The 18,001-nt window shown below is 62.5% G+C and carries 18 protein-coding genes and 2 pseudogenes; 4 read left to right on the top strand and 16 right to left on the bottom strand.

The annotated features are described in order from the left end of the window. Positions 1-4: 4 nt before the first annotated feature. The 11 genes from AC3WQZ_RS21925 to AC3WQZ_RS21875 all read right to left on the bottom strand — a co-directional run bounded on the left by AC3WQZ_RS21925 (position 5) and on the right by AC3WQZ_RS21875 (position 11,406). Positions 5-484 carry a carboxymuconolactone decarboxylase family protein gene (locus AC3WQZ_RS21925; RefSeq protein WP_010812680.1) on the bottom strand — a complete coding sequence of 160 codons (480 nt, stop codon included), beginning with the start codon at positions 482-484 and terminating at the stop codon, positions 5-7. A 74-nt stretch (positions 485-558) separates the two neighbouring features. Beyond that, a complete protein-coding gene (locus AC3WQZ_RS21920) occupies positions 559-1,311 on the bottom strand; it encodes an SDR family oxidoreductase (RefSeq protein ID WP_010812681.1) in 753 nt (250 codons plus the stop codon). 234 nt (positions 1,312-1,545) lie between these two features. Then, complete coding sequence (locus AC3WQZ_RS21915; protein ID WP_246840266.1) at positions 1,546-1,815, bottom strand: DUF2798 domain-containing protein; 270 nt, start codon at positions 1,813-1,815, stop codon at positions 1,546-1,548. A 51-nt stretch (positions 1,816-1,866) separates the two neighbouring features. Then, positions 1,867-2,592 carry a cysteine hydrolase family protein gene (locus AC3WQZ_RS21910; RefSeq protein WP_439669615.1) on the bottom strand — a complete coding sequence of 242 codons (726 nt, stop codon included), beginning with the start codon at positions 2,590-2,592 and terminating at the stop codon, positions 1,867-1,869. 67 nt (positions 2,593-2,659) lie between these two features. Next, positions 2,660-3,649, bottom strand: coding sequence for an alpha/beta fold hydrolase (locus tag AC3WQZ_RS21905; protein ID WP_454751359.1), 990 nt, complete (start codon positions 3,647-3,649; stop codon positions 2,660-2,662). Between the two features lie 241 nt (positions 3,650-3,890). Next, a complete protein-coding gene (gene pdxR / locus AC3WQZ_RS21900) occupies positions 3,891-5,324 on the bottom strand; it encodes a MocR-like pyridoxine biosynthesis transcription factor PdxR (RefSeq protein ID WP_454751360.1) in 1,434 nt (477 codons plus the stop codon). A gap of 244 nt (positions 5,325-5,568) precedes the next feature. Beyond that, entirely contained in the window at positions 5,569-6,612 is a 1,044-nt protein-coding gene (locus AC3WQZ_RS21895; RefSeq protein ID WP_454751361.1) for a glutathione S-transferase family protein, read from the bottom strand. Between the two features lie 68 nt (positions 6,613-6,680). Next, complete coding sequence (locus AC3WQZ_RS21890; RefSeq protein ID WP_492301244.1) at positions 6,681-8,150, bottom strand: amidase; 1,470 nt, start codon at positions 8,148-8,150, stop codon at positions 6,681-6,683. Between the two features lie 174 nt (positions 8,151-8,324). Beyond that, positions 8,325-9,236, bottom strand: coding sequence for a LysR substrate-binding domain-containing protein (locus AC3WQZ_RS21885; protein ID WP_439669611.1), 912 nt, complete (start codon positions 9,234-9,236; stop codon positions 8,325-8,327). Between the two features lie 399 nt (positions 9,237-9,635). After that, positions 9,636-10,544 (bottom strand): SphA family protein, encoded by a 909-nt coding sequence (locus AC3WQZ_RS21880; protein ID WP_439669610.1) that lies wholly within the window; start codon positions 10,542-10,544, stop codon positions 9,636-9,638. 178 nt (positions 10,545-10,722) lie between these two features. Further along, positions 10,723-11,406, bottom strand: a complete 684-nt coding sequence (locus AC3WQZ_RS21875) for a nitroreductase (protein WP_492301242.1) — start codon at positions 11,404-11,406, stop codon at positions 10,723-10,725. Between the two features lie 258 nt (positions 11,407-11,664). On the opposite strand from AC3WQZ_RS21875, the gene AC3WQZ_RS21870 reads away from it, so the two are divergent. Together AC3WQZ_RS21870 and AC3WQZ_RS21865 are read left to right on the top strand one after the other, a co-directional pair. Next, on the top strand, positions 11,665-12,783 hold the full coding sequence (locus AC3WQZ_RS21870) for an iron-containing alcohol dehydrogenase (protein WP_492301241.1): 1,119 nt from the start codon (positions 11,665-11,667) through the stop codon (positions 12,781-12,783). Between the two features lie 50 nt (positions 12,784-12,833). Then, positions 12,834-13,742, top strand: coding sequence for a tryptophan 2,3-dioxygenase (locus AC3WQZ_RS21865; RefSeq protein ID WP_454751363.1), 909 nt, complete (start codon positions 12,834-12,836; stop codon positions 13,740-13,742). A 243-nt stretch (positions 13,743-13,985) separates the two neighbouring features. On the opposite strand, the gene wrbA is transcribed toward AC3WQZ_RS21865, so the two are convergent. The 5 genes and pseudogenes from wrbA to AC3WQZ_RS21840 all read right to left on the bottom strand — a co-directional run. Continuing rightward, positions 13,986-14,612, bottom strand: a complete 627-nt coding sequence (wrbA, locus tag AC3WQZ_RS21860) for an NAD(P)H:quinone oxidoreductase (protein WP_037025737.1) — start codon at positions 14,610-14,612, stop codon at positions 13,986-13,988. 17 nt (positions 14,613-14,629) lie between these two features. Continuing rightward, complete coding sequence (locus tag AC3WQZ_RS21855; protein ID WP_454751364.1) at positions 14,630-15,580, bottom strand: ring-cleaving dioxygenase; 951 nt, start codon at positions 15,578-15,580, stop codon at positions 14,630-14,632. A gap of 91 nt (positions 15,581-15,671) precedes the next feature. Then, positions 15,672-15,857, bottom strand: a complete 186-nt coding sequence (locus tag AC3WQZ_RS21850) for a hypothetical protein (protein ID WP_144062277.1) — start codon at positions 15,855-15,857, stop codon at positions 15,672-15,674. Positions 15,858-15,900: 43 nt separating this feature from the next. Then, the gene (locus AC3WQZ_RS21845) at positions 15,901-16,089 is read right to left on the bottom strand and encodes a hypothetical protein (RefSeq protein WP_492301263.1); all 189 of its coding nucleotides are present in this window, start codon (positions 16,087-16,089) and stop codon (positions 15,901-15,903) included. A gap of 72 nt (positions 16,090-16,161) precedes the next feature. Further along, positions 16,162-16,643 (bottom strand): annotated as a pseudogene (locus AC3WQZ_RS21840) (SDR family NAD(P)-dependent oxidoreductase); the annotation flags it as partial. A gap of 100 nt (positions 16,644-16,743) precedes the next feature. On the opposite strand from AC3WQZ_RS21840, the pseudogene AC3WQZ_RS21835 reads away from it, so the two are divergent. Together AC3WQZ_RS21835 and AC3WQZ_RS21830 are read left to right on the top strand one after the other, a co-directional pair. Then, positions 16,744-17,640: pseudogene (locus tag AC3WQZ_RS21835) on the top strand (AraC family transcriptional regulator). Between the two features lie 51 nt (positions 17,641-17,691). Continuing rightward, on the top strand, positions 17,692-18,001 hold a 310-nt coding region (locus tag AC3WQZ_RS21830), incomplete at its 3' end, for a hypothetical protein (protein ID WP_492301238.1).

Below are 18,001 nucleotides of genomic sequence, written 5' to 3'. Positions count from 1 at the left end.
GGCATCACTCTAGGTTGGCCTTGTCGAGCCCGAACGCCTTGTCCGACGAACCAGGCACCATGCGGAACGCCACGTTCAGGCGGTTCCAGGTATTGATCGCCCCCACCAGGAAGGTGAGGTCCGACAGTTCCTTCTCGCTGTACTGGGTGCGCACGCGCTCATAGATATCGTCGGGCACGCCGTCGGCGGGAAGCCGGGTCAGCACCTCGGTCCAGGCCAGCGCGGCGCGTTCGCGCGGCGAGAACAGTGTCGACTCGCGCCAGATCGCCACATGATGCAGGCGCAATTCGCGCTCGCCGTGGATCTTCGCCATCTTGATATGCATGTCGACGCAGAACGCGCAGCCATTGAGTTGCGATGCGCGAATCTCGACGAGTTCGCGAATGGGCGCTTCGATCGTGGTCTTCTGGAACAGCGGCCCGAATTCCATGAGCTTCTTGGACAGTTCCGGGGATTGCTGGAAGTAATTCGTACGTTGGGTCATGTTCGCTCCTGGTAATCTGATCAATGTTGTGCTTGCGAAACCGGTGCTGCTTGCGTGGGCATGCGCCCTGGGGACTATCGTTGCTGTGCTTGACGCATCCATTCCTCCAAACCGATGCGGCCGAGGCGTGCCTCGCCCAACGGCACGAGCGAATGTTCCTCGACCAGGCCGCCAAAGTAGCGGGCCTCGGGGTCACGCACGACTTCACGCGGGTCGCCAACCGCCTTGAGATAGCGGGCGACGATCTCATTGAACGGGGCTCGCTCCGGTCCAGCGATCTCGACGATGCCGTTTCTGGGGGGCGCGAGCGCGACATCGGCAACGAGGGCGGCAACGTCGTCCGCCGCGATCGGCTGGAACAGCCCCGGCGAAAGGCTGACGATATTTCCTTGTGTACTGGAATCGGCGATGCCGCCGATGAATTCCATGAACTGGGTCGAGCGGATGATGGTGTAGGGGATGCCCGAGGCCTCGATCAGTTTTTCTTGCGCGACCTTGGCGCGGAAATAGCCGTTGTCGGGCGTCCGGTCGGTGCCGACGATGGACAGCGCGACATGGTGCTGAACGCCCGCCGCGGTCTCCGCCGCGTGAAGGTTGCGGCCGGAAGTCTCGAAGAACTCCAGCACCGCCTTGTCTTCAAACGACGGGGAATTGGCAAGATCGATCACCACCTGAGCGCCGGCCAGGGCCCCCTGGAGCCCCTCGCCGGTGATGCTGTTGACACCGCTCCTGGGCGAGGCGGCGACGACCTCGTGGCCGCCCTGGCGCAGAATGGCAACGGTCTTCGAGCCGATCAGGCCGGTCCCGCCGATGATGACAATCTTCATGATGCTTCTCCGTACTGAGGAAAGGGGAACGATTCCATGTTAGGGAACGCCGCATCCCCGTGCCAGATCGGCTTGGAGCGCACCTCGCTTCCTGTCTGGAATAGTCACGGCGCGGGCTGCAATCGAGCCGCAGCAGGCTGAGGGGCCTCGGCTTCAATGTAGTGGAGCGATGACGCAGTCAACAGGCACATGTTTATCGTTTTCAACTGGGCCATCGGCATTGGACGGTATGACCTAAGAGTGGCTCGTCATGCAATCGACCAGGCGGCGAATGACAGGCGTGGCCGACACGACAACCGGCAGCATGGTCAGCCAGGAAACGCTCCAGGACTTAAGCCAGTGCTGAAAAAACAGGCCTTCGTCCGCAAATGGAATGCTTGCGATGGCAGCAGCGATGGAGCAGGTCAAGCCGGCCTGGATAACACCATAGGCGAAATGGCTGTAGCGCGAAGGAATCTTAGGCATATGAGTCGCCTCTATGCATTCTTTGAACTGGACATTCATGCACTTTGCATTGCCGCGCCAGGGCGCTGTCGCACTGGCGCACGACAGGCGCTACGCGGGTGCTCCAACCTTTCCTGCCAACCGCTGCACGGTTTCGCTGGTATCCCACAGCGCGTTTGCGATGAAGCGGAAGTTGACCAGTGCCGCGTGATACCCGTCCCCTTCGGGTAGCTTTGGCCCTGCCACGGCGTCACGCACGATAGCAACTTCGAAACCCTGCTCCAGCAGATCACGCAAATGGGATTCGACGCACAGATTGGCGGCCATGCCCGCAAGAATCACCTGGTCGACGCGCTGCTTGCGCAACTGCAGGACAAGGTCGTTGGCCTGCGGGCCGTACAGCTTGTGCGTGGAGCAGATGATGGTCTTGCCATCCTCGATATACGGCTTGAGCTCCGGCATGAAGTCCGCGCCCGAGCCGCGGAATCCATCCAGGTTCAGCGCGCCCGGACGGTCGAACATGCCGATGGCATGCTGGAACATTTCGGCGGGGCCCTGCACTTTCCATGTGTGATCATGGGGAAAGTAATAGTGGGGAGAGATGGCGACCGTGATGCCCGCCTGTTTTGCGGCCTCGAACAGACGGACCAGGTTGGGCACCAGGTTCTGCTCCGTCACGCTTTCTCCGACCACGCCCCAGCTGCGGCCTTCGGGGCTCATGAAGTCGATCTGCGGGTCAATCACGACAAGCGCGGTGCGTGACAGGTCCAGCGTAATGCTGGACTTCGGCAGAGCCGGGTCAACGGGATCTGCATAGGGGCCGTGGTGGTTGCACATGGGAAGTACCTCTTGGGATGAGCCAGTCTGCCGGCGCCTTCGTGGGGCCCGGCAGGTGCGGCGTCGTTTAACTACGGATGAATGCCAGCAGGTCGGCGTTGAACCTGTCCTTGTGGGTGTCGGTGAGCCCATGCGGCGCACCCGGGTAGACGATCAGCTTCGAGTTCCTGACGAGCTTTGCCGATGCGCGTCCAGCGGCGTCGATCGGCACGATCTGATCGTCGTCGCCGTGGATGATCAGGGTCGGCACATCGATCTTCCTGAGATCCTCGGTGAAATCGGTCTCGGAGAACGCCTTGATCGAGTCGTAAGTATTCTTGTGCCCACCCTGCATGCCCTGCGCCCACCATGCGTCGATCAACCCCTGCGACGGCTTGGAACCGGGACGGTTGAAGCCATAGAACGGCCCCGCCGGCACGTCCTTGTAGAACTGCGACCGATTGGCAAGTTGTGCGGCACGCAGGCCGTCGAACACTTCAATTGGCAATCCGCGCGGATTGGCGGCGGTCTTCACCATCAAAGGCGGCACCGCTGAAACCAGCACCACCTTTGAAACGCGTCGCGTCCCATGCCGGCCGATATACCGGGCCACCTCGCCTCCACCTGTGGAGAAGCCAACCAGGATGGCATCCCGCAGGTCAAGGGCTTCGAACACTGCGGCCAGATCGTCGGCATAAGTGTTCATCTCATTGCCGTTCCATGGCTGGCTTGAACGGCCGTGGCCACGACGGTCATGTGCAACGGCGCGATGCCCTTCCGACGCAACGAGCACCATCTGGGATTCCCAACTGTCCGAGCTCAGTGGCCAGCCATGACTGAATACAACGGGGCGACCGGCGCCCCAGTCCTTGAAATAGAGCTGGGTACCGTCCTTTGCCGTGATATAGCTGCCTGAAGCCTTGCCGCCTGCCCTTGCGGCGTTCCCCTTTCCTGCCGACGTTGCTGCCGCCGCCGGTCCGGGCAAGCCGGAAGCCGCCAGCGCGCCGGCTGCGGCCGCGCTGCCCAGCAGCAGGTCACGTCGCGACAGGCCTTGGTCGAGGCTGCGATCTGAAGACATGTTGATACTCCCTTATTGGCGCGTGCGCGCGTTGCCTTGAACAGATCTGCGCATCGGATCCCTGGTCATGGTGCCGATGCGTGCTGGTTTGTCCGGGATTCAATGTAGTTGTGCGATAACACAGTCGACAGACACATGTTTATCGTTATCGACTGGGCCATCGACATGGGGAGGCATGACCTGTGGTTGGTAGCGCGTCGATCAGGTGATCGATCGGCGCGAGTGCGCATATGACGATCGTCTATGCTTTCAGCGCGCGCATCAGTTCGGCAACCAGTCGATCGGCTTCAGTCTGGCTACGCAGATTGGTAAAACCGATCATCAAGCCGCGCCGCCCTGGCGCACCATGCCGCCAGGCGGTCAGCGAATGAACGGCGAATCCTGCCTCGCGCGCACGACGGGCCATGGCCAGGTCGTCAAGATCGTCCCTGACGTCGACCAGAAGGTGCATGCCGCCATCGTGCAGGCAAACAGTGAGGCCGTCCGTTGCGTACGGAGCCAGCGCCTCGGCCAGCATTGCGCGTCGTCGCGCGTAAAGCGTGCGCATGCGTTTGATATGCCGGGCGAAGTGCCCCTGCTCAATGAACTCCGCCGCCACGGCTTGCAAGAGTTCGGGGCAGCCGCCATGCACCGTGCGCCTGCAGGCCAGATCCATAGTCGGCACCAGACTTTGTGGCACGACCACGTAAGCGAGCCGTAGCCCCGGGTACAGCACCTTGCTAAGCGTGCCGCAGTAGATCACCCGTCCGCCTGTGTCCAGGCTCTTCAAGGCCGGCAACGGGTGGCCGCGGTAACGATACTCGCCGTCGTAGTCGTCCTCGATGATCCATGCGCCCCGCTCACCGGCCCAGTCGAGCAGTTCGACGCGGCGTTGCAGTGTCAGTGCCACGCCAGTCGGGCTCTGGTGCGATGGCGTCACGACGGCCAGGCGCGCATCCGGAAAATGCTGACGCCCAAATGCGACGTCGAGGCCATGTGCATCCACTGGCACATGCCTGACCTGCAGGTTCAGGCGCCTGAGTGACTGGGCTGTCGGAGGGTAGCCGGGATCTTCAACCCAGGTGCTTTCACCCGCCAGGCTGAGCGCATCCACAATCAACGCAAGGCTGGCCGTATAGGCCGGCACGACGAACACCTGGTGCGGCTGGGCGTCGATGCCTCGCGAGCGATGCAAGTAAGTGGCCAGCGCTTCGCGCAGCGGACCAAATCCGGCTGGCGCCGGCCTGGTCAGCGAGCCAGCCCTGCGTATTTGCCGCGCCATCAACCTCGTCCATAGTTTTCGAGGGAACTCATCCAGCGCGGGCAGCCCCAGCTGCAACGGCGCAGGGACGCCCCCTTCCGCGTCGGTCGAAAACTCGGCAAGTTCCTGGTCCGGTGGCGTGGGGCCGGAACCAGCCGCTGCGACGACGCGGTCGGGGCGGGATGGCGCAATTTGCTCGGAAACGAACGTCCCCGCGGGGCCTTTGGCGGTCAGGTAGCCTTCGCCCAGGAGCCGGTCATAGGCAACCTGGACGGTCCCGCGGGCTACTCCGAGTTCGCCCGCAAACGCACGCAAGGATGGCACCCGCTGCCCGGGTTTCAGTTGCCCTTGCAGAATCGAGGCACGAATCCGTGCGTAGATCTGCTCATGCAGGGGCGCTGCATTGGATGGGTCCTGAGCCGGTGACTTCGTCATAGCCTGGCAGACGTATCCGGTCAATGCCGCAACGCCGATGCATGGGAATGCGGATCATTGCCGGCGGTGGCAACGGATCGGATTTCGGGGTGATCTTGACCTCCGATCATACCCCCAGGGCGCCGCATCCGCCGGGATCCGGCCCGTGGCAGCCTGAGAAAGCAAATGGGCGGAGGTCAGAGTCTCCGCCCACTCCCCCTCTTGCTACAGGCACCGGTATTGACCGTGCCGTCGGGATGGTGGATTACCCTGGCCCCGCTTCCCCGCAGCCCGCAATGACATGCAAATAGCGCGAAGGAGGCATGGAGTCGACCGTGGCCTGGACCGCTTCCGTGCACAGGGACGGACGCCTGGCCAGCGTATCCACATATCGCCAGACGTTGGGCAGGTTTTCCCACATCGACGCAAGACCCAGATAAGCCATCCGGACCAGGTTGACACCCCACAGCACATCGCCGAGCGAGAATGACTCCCCCCTGAGGTACGGTGACGACGAACCAAGCGCATGGTCGAGGTCCGTCAAGAGGCCCGCGACGTGCTGGCGCGCGGCGCGCTGAAATGCCGCATTGTGGCGAACCGATTTGCCGCCCTGCTCCTTCGCGATCTTCGCGCGATAGGCTGCAACGAGCTCGGCATCGTCGGCATTGGCGTCAATCATGGCTTCGAGCGCCTTGATCTTGTAGTCGTAGACCGTTTCCATGGCCGTCTTGAGCGCTTCAGGCCGCAGGTCGGCATCGGGATGAAAGCCGTAGAGCAAGGCGCCATTCGGGATCTGATCGACGATGCTCACCTGATGCATCACCCGGGCACGCGCATCGGCGTCTTCCGGCACGAGTTGAATTGGATCGCGCGACACCGCATCGAGATAGCAGCAGATCCGTCTGGAGTCGGCAATGACACGGCCAGCCTTGTAGTCCACAAGCAACGGGACCGCGCAGGGATCAAAGCCCTCGGTCTCTACCGAAGTGCGCCCGCTATAGCCGCTGACAAGTTCCCGCCCCACTTCCCGGCCTGCAAGCAAGCGCAGTCGGACGTAGGGTGGATGGTAGTGCTCGGCTGGAACCACGCCATCCGGACCCATCGAACCGAGGATCATCATATTGTTCGAGCGGTATGGCAACTGCTTCTCGAACAGTACCGTGCGCACTTTCTGCGAGCAGAGCGAACTGGCCGCGTGGAACAGTTCAAAGCGCGGGTTGGCGTCACTACCCACGAGAGAGATTCGCGCGGGGTCCGCGATGGCGGCACGGGCACCGGCCGCCATACTCATCAATGTTTCATGGCTCATTGCTGGTTTCCTGACACTCAGGTTTGGCGCTATCGTTCATCGTTGTCTCCTGGTTGTGGGGTTGACGTCTACCAACTCTTTTGGGCGGTGCCCGTTCGCAGCATCAGCTCCATCTGCTGTGCAATCTGCAGCAGCGCACCGTCGTCGCCGGGCTTCGCGACGATCTGCAAGGCCGCGGGAAGGCTGCGTTCGCCGGTCGCCAGGGGAATCGAGATGGCAGGAAATCCCGCGACATTGAACGGCGCCGTATAGGTCATCAGCGCCTCGCGGACGGTGCCGGTCCAGGCGCCAATGCTGACGGTGCCGGCATCGAGATGCGGTGCGGTGCACGGGCATGTCGGCAGCACGAGATAGTCAACCGTCGACATCACCTTGTGCAGCCTTGCCGTGAAATCTCGCCTGGCCTGCTGGGCCGCTGCATAGGCGCGCAGGTCCATGGTTTCGGCGCGTTTCAGCCGGTCGACGGTTTCCGGGTTGTAGTGCGTCGAGATACGGTCCCAGTCATTGCGGCGGAAATGCTCGATGCCGCCTTCGATCAGGACGATGCTCGCGAAGGCACCGAATACCGCATCGAACAGGCCGGACGTGCTGATGTTCACACAGGAAAAGACGTGCGCCAGCCGCTTCATCGCGCCATCGAATGCCACCGCAATTTCCGGACTGAGTGGAACAGGTGCGATGTCACGAATGACGCCCAGCCGTGCCGACAGCCACGCATCGCTCTCGGGAACCTTGATATCAATGGCATCGGCAAGCAACAGCACGTCATCGACCTGCTCGCCGAGCAGGCCAACGTGGTCGCAAGTGGGCGCCAGGGGGAACACGCCGCGCGTGGATAGCGTGCCGAGCGTGGGCTTGTATCCGACGACGCCGCACAGCGCGGCGGGAATCCGGACCGAGCCGCCGGTATCCGTGCCCACGCCCGCCATGATGGCACCGTGCGCAATCGCCGCCGCGGCGCCACCACTGGATCCCCCGGGTATGCGCGCATGGTCCAGCGGATTCAGCGTATCGCCAAACCTGGCGCTGGCGGTGGTCACGCCCCACGCGAATTCGTGGGTCGTGGTCTTGCCGATGATGATCGCGCCGCGCTCCACCAGAGTTTTCACGATGTCCGCATCGGCGGATGGCACATGACCGAGATAGGCTGCGGAACCGTAGCGGGTCTCCATGCCCTTGGTGTCGATCAGATCCTTGACCGCAATCGGCAGTCCTTCCAGTGGCCGCGGCCGGCGTTCGCCATAGCGGCGATCGCTTTCCGCGGCCGCCTTCAGGGCACGGTCCCAATCGATCGCCGAGAATGCATTGAGCAGCCGCTTGCTGGCTTCCGCGCGTTCGAGTGCCTGCTCCGTCAATGCCGTCGCGGTGATCTGCCGCGTGGCAAGGGCATCCAGCGCGTTGCGCAAGCCCATGGAATGCGGGGCCGTCGTTCGGGATGGGCGCCGGATGCCGTGCTGGCCGAGCGACGCGACAGCCGTCGGAAGTATGTCGTGGCCAGAGAAGATCGTGTCTTGTGGCAGGCAGTTCAGCTGATTCATGTATTCCACTCCAGGGTGACGTGGTTGGCTTATCCCTGGTTGGAAACGATAGTTGATCGGCTCGGCCTTGGAAGCCGGCTGGCGCCGAACGCAGCGTCCATGAATATGGAACGCCCGGCGGGACACACCGGGCGTGGCCCGCGTGGCATTGGAGATAGAGGAGGTAGTGCCGGGTCAGCGGCCGTCGAACGCGGTGACCTTGGGCAGCTCTACGGCGAGGAAATCGACCAGCGACCGCACCGCGGGAAGCAGTCCGGTCCGATAGGGGATGAGGGCGGAGATGCGCGCATCCGCGGCGATCCAGCCCGGCAGTACTTGCCGCAGCACGCCGGCCTGCAGCTCGGGCCGGCAGATATACCCGGGCAGGGCTGCCACGCCAACGTTGGCGCAGGCCGCCTCTTTCAGGGACATCATGCTGTTGCTCTGGAATCTTGGCTCGATCGGGATGGTGACGAGCCTGTCGTCGGGGCCACGCAATTGCCACTGCAGCGGCCCTTTGCGCACCATCGAGACGATGGCATGGGATGCAAGTTGCTCCGGTTCCTCCAGGCGTGGCATCCGTTCGAGGTAGTCGGCACCCGCAAACAAGTACCATGGCGCCCTGACAATGGGCCGTTGGACCAGGTTGGAATCCTGCAGGGCCGAGGTATGTCCGCGCAGCGCCAGGTCGAAGCCCTCGCCCACAACGTCGACGAGTCTGTCCGTGGCGATTTCCACGATGCTGACCTTGGGATGGCTGCTCAGGAACGTCGGCAGGACCTGGCGCAGCGCAAACTGCGCAAGCTCGACCGCTACCGTCAAGCGAATGATCCCGCTGGGTTCCGCGAGCCTCTGGCGCATCGCCTGTTCCGCGACGTCGGCGCTCTGCAGCAAGGCGACAGCGTACTGGTAGAACTCTGCGCCTACGTCGGTCAAGGAAAACTGGCGCGAGGTCCGGTTGATCAGGCGAACGCCCAGCGAAGCCTCCAGCTCCTTGACCCTGTGACTTAACGTGGACTTCGGCAGCCCCAGGCTGTTGCCGGCAGACGTAAAGCCACCGCGGTCGACCACTTGCACGAAGTAGAAAACGTCTTTGAGGTCCAGCATCGGGCTGCCTTGGTAGCGGTTGGGTCGGGCCAATGGCGTGTGCTTTCCATCGCATGGTACTGCAACGGTGGCGCGCAATGCACTGTTGGGCGCCCCAAGGACCGCCATTGCTGTGGTCCGGCCACAGCCATCAGTGCGTGGTTCGCCACCGAATCGCACACAGCGACATCGCGACGAACGACCGCCCTGTCGAACATCGTCGAGTCGTCGAACGCAAGCATGCGCAGCCTGGCCAGCTGCGCATGCACTTCGCTGCTCACACGCGCCTGCGCCGTCATCTGCTCCCCATTCGTCGAGGAGTATTGCCAGACGGCGCTTGGCTGGGCAGACAGCTACTACGAACCTGCCGGCAACAATTGCCCGGCCATTGCGGACCGGGGTTGTGACGCAGCGCTCCGATCAAAGAGGGAAGCACAGCTCGATCCAGAACTTGTTGCCTTGCGGCCGGTTCCGTACGTCGAATTCGCGCTGATACTTGAACACAATGCCAGCAGCCTGTGACCACATGTATCGTAGTTGCGGCCCGACTGCGACAGCTCTTCCGCGAAACCCATCCCCGGCTACGGGCGTGCCGTTGACCTTGTCATCGGTGAACTGCTTCAGCAGATATCCCTGAAGTCCGAGCTGGAACTTGCTGTCAAGCGAATAGCCGACAAGATATTCAAGTGCGGCAACATTGCCAGAGTGATATCGCGTCGCGGAATTCGGTGAACTGAACTCTACTGACATGGTGGTAGAGACCTCAACTGCGGGCGTGGGAAACCATGTCGTACTGAGTTGCGGCGTTAGCGCATAGACATTCCGGCCAGTGTTCGCGACTCGGCTCGCGGAGTAGGACCCGCTCGGCACTGAAATTTCGGTGGTGAAGTAGGCGAAGAATGATCGCGATAGATTGGAATAACCGATGTACAACGGCTCAACGATGATATCTCCAATTCCACTGCGCTTGCCGCTGCCCCCTGGCGTGTCCGCCCGAACATGAACTAGCGGGACGATGACACCACTAGACAGAGTAAAGGGGCCAAATGTAGTGCCCCACGTGTGAACCACGCGCGGGGCATCAATCAACGCGTTCAACTGGAACCCGGGCACGAGACTCTCTCCATGAGGGCCAGCGAACTTTCCGGCATCGTAGTAGAGCGTGTAATTGTAGAACTGGGTTTCACCAGGTGGCGGCAAGATTCCATTCAATACGGTATTGACGCCAACTGGGTAACTGGTCTGGCCATTCTCGGTGGCCTCGACATTCGAGACCAGCAAGCACGCAAGCGCAACCACCGCAGAAAACTTCGCGGGCACTTTAATCATGTCTCCTCCGTTTCTATATTCTATTTTTCGGCTGAGGGCTCTGGGCATCCGCATCAGCCGGTGAAGCGCGCCTGCCTTGACGATTCGACATCTCCGCAGCTTGCAGACACTGTGCTAACGATGGCTACCGCTTCTTCGCATTTTCCAGATCGAGGTGCGACCTGAACGGTTCCTCGTGTCAGCGGTCGACGAAGGAGACGAACTCGTCCAGTTCCAGCTTGCTGAGCTCCATGTTGTTTTCCGGAATGCTGTTGTCTGCATAGCCGAGTGACATGCCGGCCACGATCATGTCCCCGTCGGGAATGGCGAGGCCTTCACGAAGCACCGCCGATTGCAGCGACCAGATCTGCTGCGGGCAGGTGTCCAGCCCCCGGGCGCGCGCGGCCAGCATGAGATTCTGGAGAAAACAGCCATAGCAGATGAAGCTGGCCCATTCCAGGCGCCGGTCCATGGTGAAGATCAGCCCCACGGGCGCATCGAAGAACCGGAACTGCCGTTCGACGTCGCGCCGGCGCCCGGCGATATCGCTCCTGTGCACGCCCTGCGCATCGCCCAGCATGCCGCGAAACGTGTTGAAGCGCGACGAGAATGGCGCCGGCAATTCTTGTGGAAAGAACGGGTAATCGGGCACCAGTCCCTCAGGCGTGGCGCGATACGCCTCGACCGCGGCTTCCGTGATCTTCTCGCGCGCCTTTCCGGTCAGCACATAGCAGCGCCAGGGCTGCGTGTTGCTCGAACTCGGCGCGTATTTCGCGACTGACAGGATGTTCCTGACAGTCTCGATCGGCACCGGCTGGTCAAGGAAGCCGCGCTTGCTATGGCGTCCGCGAATCAGCGCTTCTGTGATCTGGATTGCCTCCATCTTCATGTCTCCGTTCTAGTGGTGGGGATCGCTACGGTGGAAAAGATCATAGACACCTCCCCCGCCTTGAGAAGCCGGCAATACTTGAAAGCTTCGTTCGGAAACCACGAACGACAGGCGCCCCGCCCGCAAAGGTGCGGCGTCCAGATTCCTGGACGCTCCGTTCCCCAATCCCGCGCGCACGCGCGAACCCGATTCGCCTATCTTCCTACTCGGGATCGGAGCCCCGATCGCATACAAGATCATGGTGGAGATGGAATGAACCAGCTGAAATGCTTGCCGCAGGAAGAGATTGTCTGGGGACACGACGTGCTGAAAACCGTCGCTGCCTCCATGGAGAAGTACGGCATCCGCCGTCCGATGACGTTCACGGTGGAATTCCTCGATGCATTGAATCGCGAGCACCTGCAGCCTGCCATCGGCGACAGCGTGGGGACTTTCAACGGCCTGCCGCCGCATGTGCCCGATTTTGCCGTGCGCGACGGACTGCGTGCATGCATCGAAGCCAAGGCCGGCTCGATCATCGCCCTCGGCGGCGGCTCGGTACTCGACGCGGCCAAGGCAGTCTCCTGGCAGCATTTCGAGCAGACAGGCCGCTACCTGCCCATTGCCGCGATTCCGACGACCCTGTCGGGTTCGGAGTTTTCCCACTACTTCGGGGTGACGGAAACGGACGGCCCCCAGAAGTTCAAGCGCAGCTATGCCGTGCGCGAGACGACACCCAGGCTGGTGGTGCTCGATTCCCAGATGATTGTCGACACACCACGTACGCTGCTGCTGAGTTCGGCCATCAAGGGAATCGACCATGCAGTGGAAGGCATGCGCCGGGTCGACGTGGACCATCCTCACGCCATCCTGGCCGCCAGGGGCGTGGAGCGCTTCCTTGCCGTGCTGGAGAAGTGGCCGCGCAAGCTGGAAACGCGCGAGGCCATCGCAGGCGGCCATGTGTCGACCGACGACCTGTTGCAGCTTCAGCTCGCCGCGTGGCAGTGCTACTTCTATCCTGCTTCGGTCATTTACGGCCTGAGCCACCGCATCGGACATATCCTCGGCGGGACGTTCGGGGTACCGCACAGCGTGACATCGTGCATCGCGCTGGCGCCCGTCATCCGCGCCTGCGCCTATGCCTATGGCCGAAAGCTCGAGATTTTCTCCGCGAACCGTGGCGGCCGCACGCCCGCCGCATTCCTCGCTGACCGCATCGAGGCAGCCGTGGACGCACTGGAATTGCCGAGCCGGCTCAGCGACCTCGATTTCGATCGGGCGAGGCTTCCCGAGATGGCTGCCCTGCTCAAGCAGAACTATCCCTCCGAAGTCGGTGACCTTGGCAAGGATGCCGGCACGAAGCTGGATGCGCTATTGGAGAGCCTGTGGTAATTCGCCGTCCCACAGAAATTGCCTGACCCCACCACCACGAGGAGACCAAAGTGAACGATACCGTCAAGCCCCCATCCCCCACTGCGGCAGAAACGCCAGCCGGACGCACGCCGTACAGCGACTGGTTACAGACAGACGTGCTCCACTCGCTGCAGCAACCGGTCAGCGATCATCCCGGCGAGCACGCCTGGATCGTATCGGCGCAGGTGTCCGAGCTGTACTGGATGCTGATCATCAAGGAAATACAGGCCGCGCAGGCGCAATTGCGTGCCGATGACCTGGCCGGGGCCTGCCGGACGCTGCGGCGCGTCGTCGCCCACCACGAGCCGCTCAATGCCACATGGCGCTCCATCGCGTGGATGACGCCGGCCGACCTGCTGGCCATCCTGTCCTGCGTTGGCCCGAAGTACGGCAAGGACACCGCCCTCCAGGGCTGGACGTACCGGCAGATGGTCTACCTGCTCGGCATCAAGCAGGGGGAGCACCTGCAGCACTTCCTGCCGCAACCCCGGCGCTGGGAACAACTCAGCAAGGCGCTGGCAGAGCCGAGCCTCTATGACGACGTGCTCGCCCACCTGAGCCGCAAGGGCTTCGCCGTGCCAGCGGTGGTACTCGACCGCGATTTCAGTGTGCCCTACGCACCGGACAAGGCGGTCGAGAACGTCTGGCGCGAGGTCTACGCCGACCCGGACCAGCACCGCGAACTGCAGCAGCTCGGCGAGACGCTGGCCGATATCGCGGAGGGATTCTCCGCGTGGAAGCACCTGCACCTGATGGCAACGCGCCGGACGTTCGGCGCCCGGCCGGCGTACTTCGGCACCGAGGGCATTGCCTGGCTGCTGCCAACCATGAACGAGATCCCGTTCCCGGAACTCTGGTCTGCGCGCGGCTTCATCGGCGACCCGCCTGCGGTGTGCCCGCACGCCCGCGGACAGGGAAGCGGCCGGGCTGCGGAGTGACACGCTCAAGACGGTCATGGAAATTGCGCCCCTGCCGCCGGCTTGCTCCCCTCTCCCGCGCGCGGGAGAGGGGCCGGGGGAGAGGAGCGGCGCGTGGCAAGCATCATGACGCCTCACTCCGTGGAGGCTCTCGCCGTCTCCCCCGCCCCTCTCCCATCAATGGGAGAGGGGCGGCAACACTCGTATTTTTGACTTTGTCAGCAGCCTCGGGCGGAAACTGCGAGTCTCCGCCCATTTTTGCTATCAGGCTTCCACGGGCTGCGGCTGGACGTGCAAGGCACGGGCGATGGTCGTCACCCTGCGGCCCTGGAACCGGGCAACCGCCAGGTGATCGTCGTCGGGCTTCACGGCGTCACGCTGCGAGACGTGAGTCGCGCCGTATGGGGTGCCGGCCTTGAACATCGCCGCGTCGGCATAGCCCAGCGGCACGATGATCAGGCCCAGGTGAGCCATGGGCGCGTAGGTCGCCAGCAGCGTGGCTTCATTGCCGCCGTGGCGCGAGGACGTCGAGCCGAAGACAGAGCCCACCTTGCCGTTCAGCTTTCCGGCGAACCAGAGGCCGCCAAGCCCATCGATATACGCCTTGAGTTCGGCCGAGATCGACCCGAACCGCGTCGGCGTGCCGAACACGATGGCATCAGCCCACTCGGCATCGGCTTCGGTCGGCGCCTCGTATTTCGCATTCATCTCCGTGGCGTTCTCGAGCCAGCCCGGCGCCTGCCGCATGACGTCGGGGCCGACGACCTCCCGCACACGCCGCATGCGGATTTCAGCGCCAGCCTCGAGAGCCCCCTCGGCGACAGCCTTGGCCAGCATCTCGGTGGAGCTGTTCCGTGAGTAGAAAACAATCAGTACTTTCGGCTTATGCATGGTGATCCCCGGCAACGTCATGCAGAGATGGGCTCGAGCCGGCCCAGCAGTTCGTCCTTGCGATCAGCCAGCCAGGGCGGGAGCTGGAACTCCTCGCCAAAATGGCCGGGCGCCTCATCGATCGCGAAGCCGATGTCGGTGGTCGTCGCCTCGAACATGACGCCGCCGGGCATCTTGAAGTACATCGAGCGGAAGTAGTTGCGGTGCACCGATTCGGACGTATCGATGTACCCCAGGGCAAACAGCTTTTCCTTCAGGATCGCCTGCTGTTCCACGTTGTCCACCGCGAAGGCCACATGGTGGACGGTGCCTTCGCCGTAGATCGACGAGCCTTGGTGCCGGTCCGGCTCATGCAGGAACTCGACGACCGTGCCCGGGCCGCCGGTGTATGTCTCGAATCGGTGGTAAGGTCCCTCCTGGCCTACGTTCCGGAAACCGATCGCTTCGCTCATGAAGCGGATCGATTCGGCGACATCCCGCAGCGACAGCGTGATGCTGTGCACGCCGCGGATGGCATGGACTTCGGGAATATCGCTGGCCACGCAAGCCGGACGCGGGTCGAGATCCGTTTCGACAAGATCGAACTCGATGCCACACGGATGTTGGAAGCGCTGGCGGCGCTCTCCGAAGCGCTCGACGATCTCGCTGTCATACGGCACGTCCATGGCATCGAAGCGGCTGCGCCAGAACTCGAGCGAACCCGTGGGGACCGAGTAGTTGATGACCCGCACCTGGCCCGATCCTTGACGCGCCATGACCCCTCGCTGGCGGAACGGGAACGACGTCACCAAGGTTCCCGGATCGCCATTCGCGTTGCCGTAGTAGAGATGGTAGATGGGATCCTCTCCGTCGAGCAGCACGGTCTTCTTCACGAGGCTCTGCCCGAGCAGCTTGACGTAGAAGTCCACATCCTCCTGCGCGTGCCTCACGCCGGCGGTCAGGTGATGAAATCCCTTCAACATTGACATTGTCCTCTCCAGTTTGAAATAGGCATGTAGAAACAGCGCATAGCCGCTCCTGTGCAACAGCTTAGGACGGCAGATACCGATTGGGCAGCCGTCACGGGTTGTACGCAGGGTTCGGCAAACTTGGACAATGCGGCCCTGTGAGGCGCTCGGTCTCGCTGCGGTTCAGTTCGACCTGGGTGCGCACGCGCGCCAGTTCGGCCTCCGCGCGCGCCGCCAACTCGGCACGGTAGTTGCGGGCGTCGATTGGTAGAGCACATCGCCCTTCTCGCGTGATCATGAGAAGATCGTCGTGAGTGGGCGAGTCGCGGCGACGCTTGCCGTCAGCCAGCGCGCGCCAGTGCAACGGCGTCGGCACCCGCCGGAAAATGCAGCCGGTCAGAGGTGTCGTTGGCGGCGTCCCAGACGCCTTCGGCGACATCCGTCGCAGTCGTCACTGCGCAGAGCTGTCTGAATCCCGCGAACACTTCATGGGCGACGGGCTCGTAAGGCTCCGTGATCAGGCCCTGCATGCGCTGCTGGCCATTGGCGGTGAAGTTCGTGGAAGGTCCGTAGCCGGGCTCGACCAGCTTGACCCGCACGCCCAGCACCTTGAGTTCATGCTCCAGCGATGCCGTGAAGCCTTCGATGGCGGTCTTGCTGGCCGTGTAGAGGCCACCAACGGGAACGGGGCCAGCGTCGCGCTGGACGTGACATTGACGATCGTGCCGGCTCGGCGTTCGCGGAATTGTGGGATCACCGCCTGGCACATCGCCATAACGCCGAACGTGTTGGTCTCGAAGATCTCCCGCACCGTGGACATGGGGGTGGCTTCAAATGCACCGAACAGGCCGATGCCGGCATTGTTCACCAGTACATCGATGGGGCCAGCGGCCTCCAAGGCCCGGTCGATGCTCTCGGTCTGCGTGACATCCAGCGGCAAGACGCGCAGGTTGTCCGAGGCTGGAAGCAGGTCCGACCGGGGGGTCCGCATGGTAGCGATGACCTTCCAGCCGTTTGCGAGGAAGTGACGGGCGGTTTCCAGGCCATAGCCGGACGAAGAGCCAGTGATCAGTACAGTCTTCATTTCGTGCTCCGAGGTGGGTGATTGACTCAGAGGGAACGATAGGTAACGCTAGGCGGATCGTCGATATAAAAAAATCCGCTTTCTTTTAGCGAACGTCCAAATGAGTGACCCTCTCTCCGAAATCGTCCGACTGCTGCATCCGCAGGCCGTGTTCGCCAACCTGATCAGCGGCAAGGGCAATTGGGCGGTGCGCTACTCCGAGTTCGGCAAGCCCAGCTTCTGCATCATGCTGGAAGGCAGTTGTCGGCTGGCCGTGGATGGACACGAGCCGACGACGCTCAGCGCCGGAGATTTCGTGCTGCTTCCCACCACGCCGGGCTTTACGATATCCAGCTTCACCCCAGCGCCCCCGGCCTACATGGACCCCAACCAAGTGCGGGAGGGGCGGGGCGAATTGCGGTATGGCGAGCAGACAGGCCAACCCGACATGCGCTCATTGGGTGGTTCGTTCTTGTTCGACTGCGCCGATCCGGGTCTGCTGGTGTCGATGCTGCCGAAAGTGGTGCACGTGCAAGGTTCGACGCGGCTGTCGCAGCTAGTGCAGATGGTGGGTGAAGAGTCCGCGGATGAAAAACCAGGCAATGAGTTCATGCGCTCCCGGCTGGTCGAAATGCTGCTCGTCGAGGCCATGCGTTCAACCACGTCGGGAAGCGCCCCACCAGGCCTGCTCCGTGGATTGGGCGATGAGCGATTGGCGGCCGCGTTGAAGCAGATGCATGCGCATATTGACCAGAGCTAGTCGGTTGCCCAACTTGCCAAGATCGCTGCGTTATCGCGATCCAGCTTCTTTGAGCGATTTACGTTGACGGTCGGGGTCGCGCCGATGGAGTACCTGCTCTCGTGGCGTATGGAAATCGCGAAGGAACTCCTGCGTCGTGATGAATTGTCCGTTTCGGAGATAGCCGAACGCATCGGCTACGGCTCGACCAGTGCGTTCAGCGTGGCATTCACCAGGCATGTCGGGCAGCCACCCAGCCACTACGCGCGCGCAGTGTAAGAACGCCTGCCGATCAAGGAATGGAAGGGCCGCGCATTTGTCCAATCTCCCATGTCGCCCGCCACCATGCACCATCGCGGCGAACTGCTGTCCCAGCCGCGCGCGCCTAACGGCTGTACGCGCGTATCGTCGATCCAGGTTACCAACTCGAAAATCGCTCACACCGGCTTCCGTCAATCGGCGATTTACGCTTGGCCGAAAACCGCTGATCTCGAGCGGGTACGGACGGAAGCTCTAAGATTGCAGTCGTCGCATACTGGCCAGAAGCAGTCGGTTAGTATTTTTGGTTCTTCACCGATTTCCGGGGAAGGCCGCCCGGATCTTCAAGAAGAAGTAGTGGTCATCACGGAAGCCATAGGCC

It is taken from the genome of Cupriavidus sp. FW305-26, from assembly GCF_058787975.1.
The sequence above is the reverse complement of the archived record's forward strand: the minus strand, read 5'-3'. Positions and strand labels throughout refer to the sequence as shown.

Bases quoted from the DNA above. Each gene is read 5' to 3' on its own strand.
- AC3WQZ_RS21925 (WP_010812680.1), bottom strand. From the start codon at position 484: ATGACCCAACGTACGAATTACTTCCAGCAATCCCCGGAACTGTCCAAG.
- AC3WQZ_RS21920 (WP_010812681.1), bottom strand. From the start codon at position 1,311: ATGAAGATTGTCATCATCGGCGGGACCGGCCTGATCGGCTCGAAGACC.
- AC3WQZ_RS21915 (WP_246840266.1), bottom strand. From the start codon at position 1,815: ATGAATGTCCAGTTCAAAGAATGCATAGAGGCGACTCATATGCCTAAG.
- AC3WQZ_RS21910 (WP_439669615.1), bottom strand. From the start codon at position 2,592: ATGTGCAACCACCACGGCCCCTATGCAGATCCCGTTGACCCGGCTCTG.
- AC3WQZ_RS21905 (WP_454751359.1), bottom strand. From the start codon at position 3,649: ATGTCTTCAGATCGCAGCCTCGACCAAGGCCTGTCGCGACGTGACCTG.
- pdxR (WP_454751360.1), bottom strand. From the start codon at position 5,324: ATGACGAAGTCACCGGCTCAGGACCCATCCAATGCAGCGCCCCTGCAT.
- AC3WQZ_RS21895 (WP_454751361.1), bottom strand. From the start codon at position 6,612: ATGAGCCATGAAACATTGATGAGTATGGCGGCCGGTGCCCGTGCCGCC.
- AC3WQZ_RS21890 (WP_492301244.1), bottom strand. From the start codon at position 8,150: ATGAATCAGCTGAACTGCCTGCCACAAGACACGATCTTCTCTGGCCAC.
- AC3WQZ_RS21885 (WP_439669611.1), bottom strand. From the start codon at position 9,236: ATGCTGGACCTCAAAGACGTTTTCTACTTCGTGCAAGTGGTCGACCGC.
- AC3WQZ_RS21880 (WP_439669610.1), bottom strand. From the start codon at position 10,544: ATGATTAAAGTGCCCGCGAAGTTTTCTGCGGTGGTTGCGCTTGCGTGC.
- AC3WQZ_RS21875 (WP_492301242.1), bottom strand. From the start codon at position 11,406: ATGGAGGCAATCCAGATCACAGAAGCGCTGATTCGCGGACGCCATAGC.
- AC3WQZ_RS21870 (WP_492301241.1), top strand. From the start codon at position 11,665: ATGAACCAGCTGAAATGCTTGCCGCAGGAAGAGATTGTCTGGGGACAC.
- wrbA (WP_037025737.1), bottom strand. From the start codon at position 14,612: ATGCATAAGCCGAAAGTACTGATTGTTTTCTACTCACGGAACAGCTCC.
- AC3WQZ_RS21855 (WP_454751364.1), bottom strand. From the start codon at position 15,580: ATGTCAATGTTGAAGGGATTTCATCACCTGACCGCCGGCGTGAGGCAC.
- AC3WQZ_RS21850 (WP_144062277.1), bottom strand. From the start codon at position 15,857: ATGATCACGCGAGAAGGGCGATGTGCTCTACCAATCGACGCCCGCAAC.
- AC3WQZ_RS21845 (WP_492301263.1), bottom strand. From the start codon at position 16,089: ATGCAGGGCCTGATCACGGAGCCTTACGAGCCCGTCGCCCATGAAGTG.